This window comes from Gammaproteobacteria bacterium (genome assembly GCA_016716465.1).
Lineage (GTDB): Bacteria > Pseudomonadota > Gammaproteobacteria > SZUA-140 > SZUA-140 > JADJWH01.
Genome location: JADJWH010000001.1, coordinates 894614 through 908194 on the forward strand (window position 1 = coordinate 894614; position 13581 = coordinate 908194).

General features: G+C 63.4%; 17 protein-coding genes. 3 read left to right on the top strand and 14 right to left on the bottom strand.

The features are described from left to right. Positions 1–160: 160 nt before the first annotated feature. The 7 genes from rlmD to IPM20_04240 form a co-directional block, all read right to left on the bottom strand. Positions 161–1504, bottom strand: coding sequence for a 23S rRNA (uracil(1939)-C(5))-methyltransferase RlmD (gene rlmD / locus IPM20_04210; protein MBK9130834.1), 1344 nt, complete (start codon positions 1502–1504; stop codon positions 161–163). 64 nt (positions 1505–1568) lie between these two features. Next, complete coding sequence (locus tag IPM20_04215) at positions 1569–1868, bottom strand: DUF503 domain-containing protein (protein MBK9130835.1); 300 nt, start codon at positions 1866–1868, stop codon at positions 1569–1571. 112 nt (positions 1869–1980) lie between these two features. Next, the gene (locus IPM20_04220; GenBank protein ID MBK9130836.1) at positions 1981–2442 is read right to left on the bottom strand and encodes a CopD family protein; all 462 of its coding nucleotides are present in this window, start codon (positions 2440–2442) and stop codon (positions 1981–1983) included. Positions 2443–2477: 35 nt separating this feature from the next. Then, positions 2478–3155: an acireductone synthase gene (mtnC, locus tag IPM20_04225; protein ID MBK9130837.1), complete on the bottom strand. Its 678-nt coding sequence runs from the start codon at positions 3153–3155 to the stop codon at positions 2478–2480. After that, complete coding sequence (locus IPM20_04230; protein ID MBK9130838.1) at positions 3152–3709, bottom strand: cupin; 558 nt, start codon at positions 3707–3709, stop codon at positions 3152–3154. Before IPM20_04230 ends, mtnC begins: the two co-directional genes overlap by 4 nt. Beyond that, complete coding sequence (locus tag IPM20_04235) at positions 3706–4320, bottom strand: methylthioribulose 1-phosphate dehydratase (protein MBK9130839.1); 615 nt, start codon at positions 4318–4320, stop codon at positions 3706–3708. Before IPM20_04235 ends, IPM20_04230 begins: the two co-directional genes overlap by 4 nt. A gap of 96 nt (positions 4321–4416) precedes the next feature. Further along, on the bottom strand, positions 4417–4704 hold the full coding sequence (locus tag IPM20_04240) for an Rdx family protein (protein ID MBK9130840.1): 288 nt from the start codon (positions 4702–4704) through the stop codon (positions 4417–4419). Positions 4705–4791: 87 nt separating this feature from the next. Here IPM20_04240 and IPM20_04245 point away from each other — a divergent pair, with 87 nt between their 5' ends. Next, positions 4792–5604, top strand: coding sequence for a 1-acyl-sn-glycerol-3-phosphate acyltransferase (locus IPM20_04245; protein MBK9130841.1), 813 nt, complete (start codon positions 4792–4794; stop codon positions 5602–5604). Position 5605: 1 nt separating this feature from the next. Here IPM20_04245 and IPM20_04250 read toward each other — a convergent pair whose 3' ends face one another. From IPM20_04250 to IPM20_04275, 6 genes are all read right to left on the bottom strand, one after another. After that, positions 5606–6115 (bottom strand): NUDIX hydrolase, encoded by a 510-nt coding sequence (locus IPM20_04250; protein MBK9130842.1) that lies wholly within the window; start codon positions 6113–6115, stop codon positions 5606–5608. Continuing rightward, on the bottom strand, positions 6112–6897 hold the full coding sequence (locus IPM20_04255; protein ID MBK9130843.1) for an alpha/beta fold hydrolase: 786 nt from the start codon (positions 6895–6897) through the stop codon (positions 6112–6114). The genes IPM20_04250 and IPM20_04255 overlap by 4 nt, the downstream gene beginning before the upstream one ends. Before the next feature lie 293 nt (positions 6898–7190). Beyond that, positions 7191–8561, bottom strand: a complete 1371-nt coding sequence (purB, locus tag IPM20_04260) for an adenylosuccinate lyase (protein MBK9130844.1) — start codon at positions 8559–8561, stop codon at positions 7191–7193. 40 nt (positions 8562–8601) lie between these two features. Then, a complete protein-coding gene (gene hflD / locus IPM20_04265; protein MBK9130845.1) occupies positions 8602–9222 on the bottom strand; it encodes a high frequency lysogenization protein HflD in 621 nt (206 codons plus the stop codon). A 36-nt stretch (positions 9223–9258) separates the two neighbouring features. Further along, complete coding sequence (gene mnmA, locus IPM20_04270; GenBank protein MBK9130846.1) at positions 9259–10407, bottom strand: tRNA 2-thiouridine(34) synthase MnmA; 1149 nt, start codon at positions 10405–10407, stop codon at positions 9259–9261. 74 nt (positions 10408–10481) lie between these two features. Next, entirely contained in the window at positions 10482–10949 is a 468-nt protein-coding gene (locus IPM20_04275) for an NUDIX hydrolase (GenBank protein MBK9130847.1), read from the bottom strand. Between the two features lie 89 nt (positions 10950–11038). On the opposite strand from IPM20_04275, the gene icd reads away from it, so the two are divergent. Beyond that, positions 11039–12295: an NADP-dependent isocitrate dehydrogenase gene (gene icd, locus IPM20_04280; protein ID MBK9130848.1), complete on the top strand. Its 1257-nt coding sequence runs from the start codon at positions 11039–11041 to the stop codon at positions 12293–12295. A gap of 51 nt (positions 12296–12346) precedes the next feature. Here the strand turns inward: icd and cspD are convergent, their stop codons facing one another. Continuing rightward, the gene (gene cspD / locus IPM20_04285; protein MBK9130849.1) at positions 12347–12559 is read right to left on the bottom strand and encodes a cold shock domain-containing protein CspD; all 213 of its coding nucleotides are present in this window, start codon (positions 12557–12559) and stop codon (positions 12347–12349) included. A gap of 676 nt (positions 12560–13235) precedes the next feature. Between cspD and clpS the strand changes: the two genes are divergently transcribed. Further along, positions 13236–13559, top strand: coding sequence for an ATP-dependent Clp protease adapter ClpS (clpS, locus tag IPM20_04290; GenBank protein MBK9130850.1), 324 nt, complete (start codon positions 13236–13238; stop codon positions 13557–13559). Positions 13560–13581 lie beyond the last annotated feature (22 nt).

The following is a 13581-nucleotide window of genomic DNA, read 5'->3' on the forward strand; positions in this document are numbered from 1 at the left end:
CCTCGTTATCCGCTCGGCTTCCTGCCTCATTGCGGCCTCTCCTCCCTGGCCTTGACATGAAGCCTAACGAACGGATGCTGAACGGGAGCTGAACGGAAATAAAAAAGACCTGGGGACAGATCAGCAGATATGGGGACAGGCTTAAGCCTGTCCTTATCCTCTAAGGCTCGAATACCGCGATGGATTCGACGTGATTGGTGTGGGGAAACATGTCCATCACGCCGATCCGGGTCAGGCGATAGCCGCGCGAGTTGACCAGATATTCACCGTCGCGTGCCAGCGTGGCCGGGTTGCAGGAGACGTAGACCAGCCGGCGCGGACCGGACTCCGGCAGCAGCTTGAGCACCTCCATCGCCCCGCTGCGCGGCGGATCGATGAGCAGCTTGTCGAACGCCACGCCGGCCCAGAAGTCGCGCGCCTGGGCCTCGTCATAGAGATCCACCTGGCGGAATTCAACGTTGTCGATACCGTTGCGCGCGGCATTGTCGCGCGCGCCGAGCACCAGCCTGCGTTCGGCTTCAACACCGGTCACATGCGCGGCGCGACGCGCGAGCGGGAGCGTGAAATTGCCCAAACCGCAGAACAGGTCGAGGACGCGCTCGTCCGGCCGTGGGTCGAGCAGTGCGATGGCCTGCGCCACCATCCCGCGGTTGATCCCGGCATTGACCTGGATGAAGTCGGCTGGCCGGAAATGGATGGCGACCTCGAACTCCGGCAGGTGGTAGACAAGCGGCGCCGGATCGGCGGGTTCCAGGGCGATCACGCTCTCCGGCCCCTGCGGCTGCAGATAAACGCGAACGCCGTGGTCGCGCCCGAAGGCGGCGATACGGGCGAGATCGGCGGGCGTGAGCGGCTCGAGATGGCGGAACACCAGCGCCACCTCGTCGTCGCCACAGGCCGCCTCAATCTGCGGCAGCCGGTCATTGCGGGAGATGCCGCTGATCAGATCGATCAACGCGGGCAACAGGCGTGCCACGCGCGGGTCGAGGGTTTGGCAGTCGCGCAGCGGCGTCAGATACGAGCTGCGTCGTTCGCGGAACCCGACGATGATGCCGCCCTTCTTCGGCACATTGCGCACGCCGAGGCGCGCGCTGCGTCGATACCCCCAGACCGGCCCGGTCAGCGGTGGCAGCCAGCCCTCCGGCTCGACAGCGCCGAACTGACGCAGCTTGTCGCGCAGGACCTGCTCCTTTTCCACGATCTGTGCCGCCGCATCGAGGTGCTGCAGGCTGCAGCCGCCGCAGATACCGAAATATTCGCAGGCGGGCGTGACACGGTGCGGTGAGGGCTCGACGATCTCCGCGAGTTCGCCCTGGTCGAAATTGCGCTTGCCTTTGAGCACCCGGTATGTGACCAGCTCACCCGGCAGGGCGCCGTCGATGAAGGTGACCTTGCCGTCGACGCGCGCCACGCCGCGGCCGTCGTCATTCAGCGTATCAATCCGTGCCAGCCGCGGCTCCGTCTCCGTCCCGGGCGCCCCCCGTGGGAGTCTTTTTCTGCTCATGTATCCTCGATCCGGCCCCGCTTCGACCCAGTCGGTCGGCGGTAGCTTATTTTCCGACCCTGCGTCACAACCATTCCTGGCTCACGTTCAGCAGTTCGATATCCGTAATGTGCTCGATCAGACGGCCGATCGCGCTGACCCCCTGCTCGAGATGCTTGGCATCGTTGCCGAGCAGTGCCACGCCGATCCGCGAACGCTGCCACTCCTCCAGATAACCGATCTCGGCGACGGCCGCGTTGAAACGGGCGCGCACACGATCCTTCAGGCTCTTGATCACCCGTCGCTTGTCCTTGAGCGAGTGCGAGAACGGGATCATCAGATCGAAGGTCAGCAGGACGACATGGACGGTGGCCGTGGCGGACATGAGGCATTACCTCGCTGGGTCGATCGGTGACGGGAAATACGTAATGGGCGATGGGACAAGAAACGGTTTTTAATCACCCATTACCCATGACCTATTACGCCTTTCCCCGACATCAGGCCAGGAAACGTCCGCCGGCCACACCCGCCAGCAGCAGGATACCGAGCAGCAGATTGAAGCCGACAAGCTTCCGGATGGCACCCAGGGCCTTGCCACCGGCGGCCCAGTCCTGCGCCGTGACCGCCGCGCGCAGGCGCCGATACGGCGCGAAAAAGACATGAAGATAGATCAGCACCATCGCCGTCCCCAGCGCCAGCATCAGATGCACGAACAGCGGGCTGCCGCCGAGGCCGCCGAAAAGCCGGTAAGCCAGAAACAGCCCAGTCACCGGCAGCGCGATGATGGCGACCCAGACCCAGGGAAAGAAGCGCGCGAAGACTCCGCTCCACAATTTGAGCCGCTGCGGCGGCTCCAGTTGGTCTGCCGCGATCGGCCGCAGGATCATCCAGGCGAAAAACATCCCCCCGACCCAGACCACCGCCGCCAGCATATGCACAATCAGCGCTAATGAAACCATCTGCCAAGCTCCCCGCTTTTGTCCCGATCCCGTGCTTAAAGCGATATTTGTGCGAAATCCCGCACCTGCCGGTGCGCCGGCGCCGGATCGATCTCCCCCGCCCGCACCAGCTGGCAGGTCCGCATGCCCGCCTCCCGGGCGGCATCGAGCTCGGCGACGATGTCGGACAGGAACAGGATAGTCTCCGGCGCCGCGCCGACCTGAGCGGCGATGTGGCGATAGGATGCGCTCTCGGCCTTGTGCCCGACACGGGTGTCGAAATACCCGCTGAACAGCGGTGTCAGGTCTCCATATTCGGTATGCGCGAACAGCAGTTTCTGCGCATGCACCGAGCCGGAGGAATAGACATAGAGCCTCACGCCGCTGCGCTGCCAGTCACGCAGCGCAGCGGCGGCGTCCTTGTAGACATGACCGGTGAAATCCCCGGCCGCATATCCCGCCTCCCAGATCAGGCCCTGCAGGGCCTTCAGCGGCGTGACCTTGCGGTCGCGGTCGATCCAGTCGATGAGCTGCGCGATCACCGCATCGAGGGCGGCATCGGGCACGCCCATCTCGCGCCGCGCCTCGTCGAGCAAGGCCGCGACCTGTGGCTCGCCCGCGTGCTCGCGCACATAACGGTCGATATGGCGCCGCGCGTAAGGGAACAGCACATCCTTGACGAAGGAGAGCGACGTGGTCGTGCCCTCGATGTCTGTCAGCACCGCACGGATCATGCGGCGGCGCGCACCAGATTGTCGAAGGTCGGGAAACGCTGCGCGATGTCACTGCCGGTGAAATTTCCCACCCAGCCCTCCGGCCTCGTGAAGAAGCGGATGCACTTGAAATCCGGCGCCGTGCCCATGTCGAACCAGTGGCGCGTGCCATCGGGCACGCTGATCAGATCGCCCCGCTCGCACAGGATCGCATGCACTTTGTCAGAGGCATGCAGGTAGAAGATCCCCTTGCCCTCGACGAAGAAGCGCACCTCGAAGTCGTCATGGGTGTGCTCATTGAGGAACTTGCCGCGCATCGCCGCGCGATCCGGGTGGTCGGGGCGCAGGCTGACCACGTCCACCGTGGTGAAGCCGTACTCGGTGTTGAGCCGGTCGACCTGCGTCCGGTAGGCGGCGAGCACCTCCTCCTGTGTCGCCGACGCGGCCAGGGGTCGGCTGGCTTCCCAGCGCTCGAACGCCACGCCGATCTCCTGCAGGCGGGATGCGATGTCCTCATGGCGGCAATGCCGCTCGAGCTCGCGCGCCTGTTCGTCGTAGATCCTCAGCATGCTCATCGGGGGGGTATCCTCCTCATCTCCAGATCGCATTGAAACAGGAATTCAAAGGCCTCGAGGTGACGCAAGGCCTCGGCCGTCGAGCGTCCCCAGGTGTACAGCCCGTGCCCGGCAATAAGATATCCCGGCACCGGATTGTCGCCGTCCAGAAAGGCCGCGACCCGCGTTGCCAGGCGCGTCATGTCCTGATCGTTGGCGAAGACCGGAATCCGCAGCGTCGTCTCGTGGGTGTCGACGCCGGCAAAGGCCTTCATCACTTCGAAGCCGGCGAGAACCAGTTCCTCACCCGCCAGCCGCGACAGCACGGTGCCACCCACCGAATGGGTATGAAACACGGCGCGCACGTCCGGATCGCGCCGATAAAGCTGCACATGGAGCAGTGTCTCCGCCGACGGGCGCTTGTCTTCCCGCGGCCGCCCCTGCAGGTCGACACGCATGATGCGGTCCGCGCTCAACTCACCCTTGTGCGCGCCGGACACGGTGATCGCCGCCTCGTCATTGCCCAGGCGCAGGGAAAAATTTCCGCTCGTGGCGGGCACCCAGCCCCGCTCCGCGGCCATTCGCCCGACCCGCACCAACTCGGCCGCGGCCGCTTCAAAACCGTTTGCCATCCCGCCCATCCCGCGCCAGCCACATCAGGCGCCCATCATAGCCCAGATCGCGCGCCCGTGAGTAGTTCACACCCGCCCCTGTGCCGGGAAGGACGGCTAGGCCTCGTCCTCGGGCGTCCGGTGGCCGAAGCGCTTGTCGCTGCCGAGCGCCGCCGCGAGCCGCTCCCGCAGCTCCCGCATCTCCGGGAAACGGCCTTCCACCTTGTTGGAGAACAGCAAGGTTTCGTCGAGCCGGATGGCGAATATCCCGCCGCTGTCGGGCCTCAGGGCCACCTCGACGATCTCGTCCTCGAAGGTCTTCAACAGTTCCTGCGCGACCCAGGCGGCCCGCAGCATGAAGCCGCAACGGCAGCAGTATTCCACCACCACTCTCGGTTTTCCCATCCCGATACCTCGTCGACTGATGATCCGGCCTCTATAATACCCGCGCCGGGGCTGCCGGCGGATCAGAGACGCGCAGGTAACCGGCACATGACAATACCGGAGCCCAGCTCCAGACAGGAACCCGGTGAAGACCGACGCCCGCCGGAAAACCGGCTCTATGGGATCTACGCCCACGCGGTGTTCTGGGGCACCGCCCTGCTCGTCTGGATCGCAGCCCTGATATTACCCACCGTCGATCTGCGCTGGCGTCTGATACGGCGCGCGATCGGCGTCATGGCAAGGATCACCGGCATACGCGTGCGCGTGCGCGGGCTGCAGCATCTCCTGCCGCCGGACCAGCGCTGTATCCTGATCGCCAACCATGCCAGCTATCTCGATACGCCCCTGCTGATACTCGCCCTGCCGTATCGATTCAGCTTCGTTGCCAAGGCCGAGCTGCGCACCAACCCAGCCGTCCATCTGTTCCTGCGCCGCATCGGAACCGAGTTCATCGAGCGCCGGAACGCCCGCAACGCGGCCCGCGACCTGCGCGCGCTCACGGAACTCTCGCGCCGGGGTCGCTCGCTGTTCTTCTTTCCAGAGGGAACCATTCGACGCGAACCCGGACTGCTGCCGTTCCGCATGGGGGCGTTCAATACCGCCGCGGATCAGGATATCCCTGTCGTACCGATTGCGATCGACGGCAGCCGCGCCATATTGAAGGACGGGGAGCGCTGGCCGCGCCCGGGCGAGGTCTTCATCACCGTCGAACCTGCGTTGCATCCCGGCGAATTCAGCGGGGAAACCCCGGACAAGCGCCAGACCGCGCAGGCCTTGCGCGAGGCCGCCCACGCGTCGATCCGGAGAACATTGCGGATAGATCAGCGCACCGCGGGACACGGGGACCCGGCGGCGCGCTGATTCAACGAATGTCGAGCAATGCGGCCGCGCGGAACAGCCCGATAAGTGTCTTGGCGTCCTCGATATCCCCCGTGCGGGCCCGCGCCAGCGCGTCGGGCATCGGAACCCAGTGCGGTTCCAGCAGCTCACCGGGTTCCGGCGCCGCCGGCACCGGCGAGAGCCCGCGCGCCAGATACAGATACACGCGTTCGGTGAACACCCCCGGCGAGCTGATGATGCTGCCGAGTTCCAACCACTGCGTTGCGGCCAGCCCGGCTTCCTCCGCCAGTTCGCGTCGCGCGGTCTCGAACGGGGGCTCACCGGCATCGATCTTGCCCGCCGGCAGTTCCCACAGCCACGCTTCCGCCACCGGACGGTACTGGCGCAGCAGACATACCCGCATCCGCTCGTCCAAGGCCACCACCGCCGCGCCGCCGGGGTGGCGCACGATCTCCAGCTCCAGCCTGCCACCGTCCGGCAGTTCGGCGCTACCGACCTCGACGTCCACGATGCGACCCTGAAAAACCTTCATATGCCCTCCGGCTCGATGCTGGGCTCGAGATAGCGCGACGCCCATGTTACGATCACCTGGCCGGCGTAGCGCGCATCTCCCTCCCGCGAGAGCAGATGATCGGCGCGATCCAGGGCCACAAAGCTCTTGGAGTGACGCGCCGCCGCGAAGATTCGCCCGGCGTTTTCGATACCCACCGTCTCGTCGAGCGGCGCGTGCAAAACGAGCAGCGCGGCGTCGAGGTCATGGATCGTGGCCTCCATCCGACGCCCGCGCAGATCGTGCAGCAGTTGACGGGTGATCCAATAGGCCTTGCCACCGATCACGGCCTCGGCCGCGCCTTCCCTCTCGATTCGCTCCTCGATCGCCCGGAAATGGTGGAATATGTGGACCGGCTCGAATGGGGCATTGATGGTCGCCACCGCGCGCACGGCCGGCAGTTCCGCGGCCGCCGCCAGCATCACCGTGCCACCCAGTGAATGCCCGACCAGCAGGGCGGGCGGCTGCCGGGACTCAGCGAGAAACCCGGAGGCGGCGATCACATCGGCGATACCGGTGCTGAAATTGCTGTCCTCGAATCTGCCGCCACTCTCCCCCAGTCCGGTGAAATCCAGACACAGCACCGCGATCCCGCGCTCCGTCATGGCGCGCGAGACCTGGCGGATCAATTTGTAATCCTTGTTGCAGGTGAAGCAGTGGCTGAACAGGGCGTAGGCCGCGGGCGCGCCGGCCACGGGCAGATCAAGCCGCGCCGCCAGGTCAATCCCGTGGGAATTCCTGAATCTCAGCCGCTGCGACTTCATGCCACGGTCCCGAAGCACCGGGCGGCGTATGCCGTGAACCGCCATGCGCGCGCGGCAGAGGATTTACCCCGCGACTCCGGTGCGGTCAAACGCCAAAAAAAAACCCGGGCCGCATGGGGAGGGAGGACGCGGGCCCGGGTGCTTGGGTCATCCGGTGGCATGACATCGGAGGAGGAGAAAAGAAAGCCGCATCGCCAACCTCTCGACCCAGCACTGCCCATTATCCACACCGGCGGCTGTGCGACCGTGAACGGCTTCACAGATTATTCCCTCGCAAGCACACGCCAGGTCGATCAGATACTCTTCGCCTGTTTTTCGGCGAAGCCGATGTAGCGCTCGGGGGTCAGCTCGAGCAGGCGGGTTTTCGCGTCCGCGGGGATCTCCAGGGATTGGATGAAGGTCCGCATGGTGGCGCGATCGACCTGCCGACCGCGGGTCAGCTCCTTGAGTTTTTCATAGGAATCCTGGATGCCGTACCGGCGCATCACGGTCTGAATCGGTTCGGCAAGCAGTTCCCAGGCATCGGCCAGATCCTCCGAAATGCGCGCCTCATCGACGGAGAGCTTGCCCATGCCCTTCAGGCAGGACTGGAACGCGATCACCGTGTGCGCGACGCCGACCCCGAGATTGCGCAGCACCGTTGAATCGGTCAGGTCGCGCTGCCAGCGCGACACCGGAAGTTTCTCCGTCAGGTGGCCGAAGATCGCATTGGCGACGCCCAGATTTCCCTCCGCGTTCTCGAAATCGATCGGATTCACCTTGTGCGGCATGGTGGAGGAGCCCACCTCGCCGGCGACAGCCTTCTGCTTGAAATATCCGAGGGAGATATAGCCCCAGACGTCGCGGCAAAATCCGATCAGCACGGTGTTGAAGCGGGCGATGGCGTCGAAATACTCGGCCATGTAATCGTGCGGCTCGATCTGGGTGGTGTAGGGGTTCCAGTCCAGTTCGAGTTCCTGGACGATGAAGTCGCGCGCGACCTTAGGCCAGTCCACTTCGGGATAGGCCACCAGGTGCGTGTTGTAGTTGCCGGTCGCGCCGTTCATCTTGCCGAGCAGGGGCACGCTGATCAGGTGCTCGCGCTGGCGCTTCAGCCGTGCCGCGAAATTCGCCATCTCCTTGCCCAGCGTGGTCGGCGTCGCCGGCTGGCCGTGGGTGCGCGACAGCATCGCGCACCCCGCATAGCGATGGGCGAGCGCCACCACATTATCGACGACCTCGTCCATGAGCGGCAGGACCACCGTGGTACGCGCCTCGCGCAGCATCAGGGCGTAGGCCAGGTTGTTGATGTCCTCCGATGTGCAGGCGAAGTGAAAGAACTCGCGCACCTTGCCCAGCTCCGGATTTCCGGCCACCTTCTCCTTGAGGAAATACTCCACCGCCTTGACATCGTGGTTGGTGGTGCGTTCGATGTTCTTCACGCGTTGCGCATCGTCCAGGGTAAAGCGGCCGATGCACTCTTCCAGCAGCCGGTTGGCCTTGTCACTGAAGGACGTGATCTCGCTGATGTCGGACCGCTTGGCCAGCGCCTGCAGCCAGCGGATCTCCACCAACACGCGGTAGCGGATCAGACCGTATTCGCTGAAAACCTGGCGCAGATCGTTGACCTTCTCGCCATAACGGCCGTCGATCGGGGAGATTGCGGTTAGCGGGTTGAGTTCCATGGATGCTCGCTTCTTGGCTATGAGAGTGAATCGGCGCGGTCTATACGATGAGCTGGCTCGCCTCGTGCGCCAGTTGGCGGCGCCGGAACAGGAGCTGCACGCGGCTGCCGCCGCTCTGGCGCCACAATACCGCGGAGCGGATGGCCGCCAGCAACAGGGCGCGCACTTTATTGGCATTGCCGGGGCTGTTCAGGTGTCCGTGATTTCCGCTGACGATGACGCGCGGGGTCAGCGTGCTGATGGTGTTCACATACAGATCGGCGATGCCGGCGATGACATTATCATGGGTATAGGAGGAAAAATATCCGACCTGGATCCGTACGCGCTCAATACCGTCACGCAGTCGCTGCAGCATTGCGGTATTGCGCGCGAGCTTGCGTTCGAGATGGAGCACCGATACGACGTACTTCGTGATTTCGAAATCGCGCTTGTCGCTCGGACCGCCCAGATGCGCGGCCACCAGCCGCAGCCCGGTATGCAGGCCACCCCTCCCGCCGTAGACGGATTCGGTATCCGGGGGATCCAGCTCGAATATGCTCCGGAGAGAGATTTCGAACGCCGTCGGTTCCACCATCCCGTTGTGCGCGATCTCCCGCACCAGATAGGCGGCCTGGAACACACCCGCCAGGGCCAGTGTTGCATCTTTCAGGGAATGTGCCATATATGAAATCCGGTCCAGGCGGCCAGTTACAGCAGCTCAGGCAAACCCGCTCGCCCGGGCCATGCCCGGCTGCGCCAGTCGTCCGTCTTCGGTCGCGGCGATCACTCCACCTCCCAGGCAGACATCTCCGTCATAGAGCACCACGAACTGCCCCGGTGTTACCGCCCGTTGCGGCCGATCGAATATCACGCGGCAGCCTCCCTCCCGCTGCTCGACGACACAGGGCTGATCCTCCTGGCGATAGCGGGTCTTGGCCCTGCAGCGGTATGGCAACCGCGCCGGCGGATGACCCGCGATCCAGTGAAATCCGTCCGTGCTCAGGGCGCCGCTGAACAGCGCGGGGTGATCATGCCCCTGCGTCACCACCAGGATGTTGTTCGACACGTCCTTGGACACCACGTACCAGGCCTCGCCGCTCCCCTCGAGACGGCCGCCGATACCAAGGCCCTTGCGCTGACCGAGGGTATAAAACATCAGTCCCTCATGCGAACCCAGCAACTCGCCCTCCAGGCTGTGGATCTCTCCCGGCCGCGCAGGCAGATATTGCCCGAGGAACTCGCTGAATTTGCGCTCGCCAATGAAGCAGATGCCGGTACTGTCCTTCTTCGCGTGATTGGCAAACCCCGCCTCCCGCGCAAGGCGACGCACCTCGCTCTTGCGCAATCCGCCGAGCGGAAACAGCGCCCGGGAGAGCTGCTGCTGGGTCAGCGCATGCAGGAAATAACTCTGATCCTTGCCCGGATCACACCCTTTGAGGAGACGATAAACGCCATCCCGTTCTTCGACACGGGCATAGTGACCGGTAGCGATCCGATCCGCCCCTGAGGCCAGGGCATGGTCCAGGAAGACCCGAAACTTGATCTCACTGTTGCACAGGATATCCGGATTCGGCGTGCGCCCCGCGCGGTATTCCGCCAGAAAATACCCGAATACGCGTTCCCGGTAGGCGGCGGCGAAATTGACGGCGTCCAGCTCGATGCCGAGCCGGTCGCACACCGCCAAGGCATCGCGTACATCACGCTCCGCCGGGCACTCCCCGTTCGGCTCGTTCTCCTCCCAGTTCTTCATAAACAGGCCGCTGACCGCCCCATGGCCAAGCTGCTGCTGCAACAGCAGGGCCGCCACGGAGGAATCGACCCCTCCGGACATCCCGACCACGATCCTGGAACTCGCCAGATTCTTCATGTAAGACTTCTCAGATTTCCAAACAGTTGAACGAACAAGCTCACACAGATTCGACAATCCGCCCGCACGGGGTTTCAGGCACGGCCGAGATAGACCAGCAGGTCCAGCGGGTAACGCTTGCCGGCGAGATAGTCGTCGACGCAGCGCAGCACCATCGGACTGCGCAGCTTAGCGCCCTGCGCGGCGATTTCGTCCCGGGTCAGCCACAACACCGCACGGATACCAACATCCGGCGTCAGATCCGGGTCATGCACCACCACCTCGCCGGCAAAGGCGACCCGGAGAAACTCGGCCCCGCCAGGCGAGGCCCACTGATGGAGACCCACCACGGCGCTGGGCCGGATGGTCCATCCGGTCTCTTCCCGCGTCTCCCGCACAACGGCATCGATCAGGCTCTCGCCCTGCTCCAGATGCCCGGCCGGCTGGTTGTAAACACTGCCGCCTCTCGCCTCTTCCTCGACCATCAGGAAGCGACCTTCGCGCTCGACGACGGCCGCGACGGTGACGCGGGGTTTCCATCTCGTGTCCTGTCCCATCGACATGCCGCGACCGTTGCCGCTTCAGTTTTCGCGTCCGTTGCTGGTAGTATTTAGGATAGCATTTCTTCGCCAACCGTATGAGTGAGATATAAATGGCCTATCAGCACGTCCGAATTCCCGCCACCGGCAGCAGAATCACCCTCAACCAGGATCTTTCGCTCAACGTCCCGGACCGTCCCATCATTCCGTACATCGAAGGCGACGGGATCGGAGTGGATATCACTCCCGTGATGCGCGTGGTGGTCGATGCCGCGGTGGACAAGGCCTATGGCGGCCGGCGCGCGATATCGTGGATGGAGATCTACGCCGGCGAGAAATGCGCCCGCCTCTATGGCAACGATACCTGGCTGGCCGGCGAAACCCTGGAAGCCATCCGCGAGTTTCTCGTCGCGATCAAGGGTCCCCTGACCACGCCCGTGGGCGGCGGCATCCGTTCGCTCAACGTCGCCCTGCGCCAGGAACTCGACCTCTACGTCTGCCTGCGCCCGGTGCGCTACTTCACCGGCACCCCGAGTCCGCTCAAACATCCGGAAAAGACCGACATGGTGATCTTCCGCGAAAACGCCGAGGACATCTACGCCGGCATCGAGTGGGAAGCCGGCACGCCGGAGGTGCGCAAGGTGATCCGGTTTCTCCAGCAGGAGATGGGCGTGAAAAAGATCCGTTTCCCGGACAGTTCCGGCATCGGGATCAAACCCGTCTCCAAGGAAGGCACCGACCGTCTCGTGCGCAAGGCGATCCGTTACGCGATCGACAATGATCGGGATTCGGTGACCCTGGTGCACAAGGGCAACATCATGAAATACACCGAGGGGGCGTTCAAGAACTGGGGCTATGAACTCGCCCGGCGGGAATTCGGCGCGACGGTAATCGATGGCGGCCCCTGGTGCCGCTTCAACAACCCCGTCACCGGAAAGCCGATCGTGATCAAAGACGTCATCGCCGACGCCTTCCTGCAACAGATCCTGCTGCGCCCCGAGGACTACAGCGTCATCGCGACGCTGAACCTCAACGGCGACTACATCTCGGACGCGCTCGCCGCCCAGGTGGGCGGGATAGGAATGGCGCCGGGCGCGAACCTGTCGGATTCCGTCGCCCTGTTCGAGGCCACCCACGGCACGGCGCCGAAGTATGCGGGCCAGGACAAGGTCAATCCCGGATCGCTGATCCTGTCCGGGGAAATGCTCCTGCGCCATCTGGGATGGACCGAGGCCGCCGACCTGGTCATCCAGGGCATCATGGGGGCGATCTCGGCCCAACGGGTGACGTATGATCTCGAGCGTCTGATGACGGGGGCGACCCTGGTCAGCTGCTCCGGTTTCGGCCGCGCGGTCATCGAACGCATGTAAGGCGCGCATCGGGTATCCGGCCCTCGCCGGCCGGGTACCTATCCGCCCGGCTCAAGCCTCCGCGCTCGGGCGGATCCTCTCGGCGAACAGCCCCTTCGGTCCCTGCGAGATATCGAACTCGACCTTCTGGCCCTGCTTGAGGCTCTTATAACCGTCCATCTCGATGGCCGAGAAATGGGCGAATACATCATCGCCGCCACCATCGGGCGAAACAAATCCAAACCCCTTTGCGTTATTGAACCATTTCACGATACCTGTGGTCATTTACCCGCCACCTCTTCAAGTTATAAGCAGTAAAACACCGACTGCTATGTCGTGTTGAACGGCACCAGAAGAAATCGGGACTGCAGGATATGGAAACGCTCTGACACGGCAGGATCCCCACTATCCACACCGCATAGGGACAATGAATGTTTTGCTCAAGGAAGGAACGCGGGGAACTGCGCCATCACCCCCGAACATACTCATCCCTCTCGATGCCATGTTATCGTTTGGATGATAGACAATACTCCCTCTATCGCAGCCCACTTTGCGCAAGTTTGCACGGCGAGTCAAGCCCCGCCGGCAGCCTGGCGTTCGCCGCCCTGCCTGGCTGATCCGTCATTGGGCTGCCCGACGGAAAGTGCGCCCAGGGTGCGTGCCGGAAATCCGGCCGATTCACGCCATGATATTTCCTCGCGCCGCTCTTTAACCGCAGCGTGCAGCCCCAATCTTCTTACCTACAGGGACGCGAGAGAATCGCCGGACACACAAACCTGGCAAGCGTTTTGCAGATTCACTGGCGGCGACTAAACATTTCTCCAAATGTTGACGCTATACTGCGGTAGAGGCGGAATGACCCGGCGGGAACCGGCGAGGCAGTTTGAATTCGAGCCACGGCGGCATGTTACCCTTTGGCGAACAAAGAATTTTATCACTGACTGGGATATAATCGGGTGTCATGAAACAGACCAAACAGCGCCATACCACCAACGACGGCCTGGCCATTCAGGAAGCCAAACCCAGGCTGAAGCGCCCGCCCTTGTACAAGGTCATTTTGCTGAATGACGACTACACCCCGATGGATTTCGTCATCCATGTGCTGCAGAAATTCTTCGCCATGGATCACGAGAAGGCGACGCAGATCATGCTGCATGTTCATACCCGCGGCATGGGTGTGTGCGGGATCTTCAATCGCGACATCGCGGAGACCAAGGTGGCGATGGTCAACCAGTTTTCGCGGGAACATCAACACCCGCTCAAGTGCACGATGGAAAAGATCTAACCCGAGCCAACCAAATACGATT

Coding starts and splice junctions, on each gene's coding strand:
- rlmD (MBK9130834.1), bottom strand. CDS start 1,504: ATGAGCAGAAAAAGACTCCCACGGGGGGCGCCCGGGACGGAGACGGAG.
- IPM20_04215 (MBK9130835.1), bottom strand. CDS start 1,868: ATGTCCGCCACGGCCACCGTCCATGTCGTCCTGCTGACCTTCGATCTG.
- IPM20_04220 (MBK9130836.1), bottom strand. CDS start 2,442: ATGGTTTCATTAGCGCTGATTGTGCATATGCTGGCGGCGGTGGTCTGG.
- mtnC (MBK9130837.1), bottom strand. CDS start 3,155: ATGATCCGTGCGGTGCTGACAGACATCGAGGGCACGACCACGTCGCTC.
- IPM20_04230 (MBK9130838.1), bottom strand. CDS start 3,709: ATGAGCATGCTGAGGATCTACGACGAACAGGCGCGCGAGCTCGAGCGG.
- IPM20_04235 (MBK9130839.1), bottom strand. CDS start 4,320: ATGGCAAACGGTTTTGAAGCGGCCGCGGCCGAGTTGGTGCGGGTCGGG.
- IPM20_04240 (MBK9130840.1), bottom strand. CDS start 4,704: ATGGGAAAACCGAGAGTGGTGGTGGAATACTGCTGCCGTTGCGGCTTC.
- IPM20_04245 (MBK9130841.1), top strand. CDS start 4,792: ATGACAATACCGGAGCCCAGCTCCAGACAGGAACCCGGTGAAGACCGA.
- IPM20_04250 (MBK9130842.1), bottom strand. CDS start 6,115: ATGAAGGTTTTTCAGGGTCGCATCGTGGACGTCGAGGTCGGTAGCGCC.
- IPM20_04255 (MBK9130843.1), bottom strand. CDS start 6,897: ATGAAGTCGCAGCGGCTGAGATTCAGGAATTCCCACGGGATTGACCTG.
- purB (MBK9130844.1), bottom strand. CDS start 8,561: ATGGAACTCAACCCGCTAACCGCAATCTCCCCGATCGACGGCCGTTAT.
- hflD (MBK9130845.1), bottom strand. CDS start 9,222: ATGGCACATTCCCTGAAAGATGCAACACTGGCCCTGGCGGGTGTGTTC.
- mnmA (MBK9130846.1), bottom strand. CDS start 10,407: ATGAAGAATCTGGCGAGTTCCAGGATCGTGGTCGGGATGTCCGGAGGG.
- IPM20_04275 (MBK9130847.1), bottom strand. CDS start 10,949: ATGTCGATGGGACAGGACACGAGATGGAAACCCCGCGTCACCGTCGCG.
- icd (MBK9130848.1), top strand. CDS start 11,039: ATGGCCTATCAGCACGTCCGAATTCCCGCCACCGGCAGCAGAATCACC.
- cspD (MBK9130849.1), bottom strand. CDS start 12,559: ATGACCACAGGTATCGTGAAATGGTTCAATAACGCAAAGGGGTTTGGA.
- clpS (MBK9130850.1), top strand. CDS start 13,236: ATGAAACAGACCAAACAGCGCCATACCACCAACGACGGCCTGGCCATT.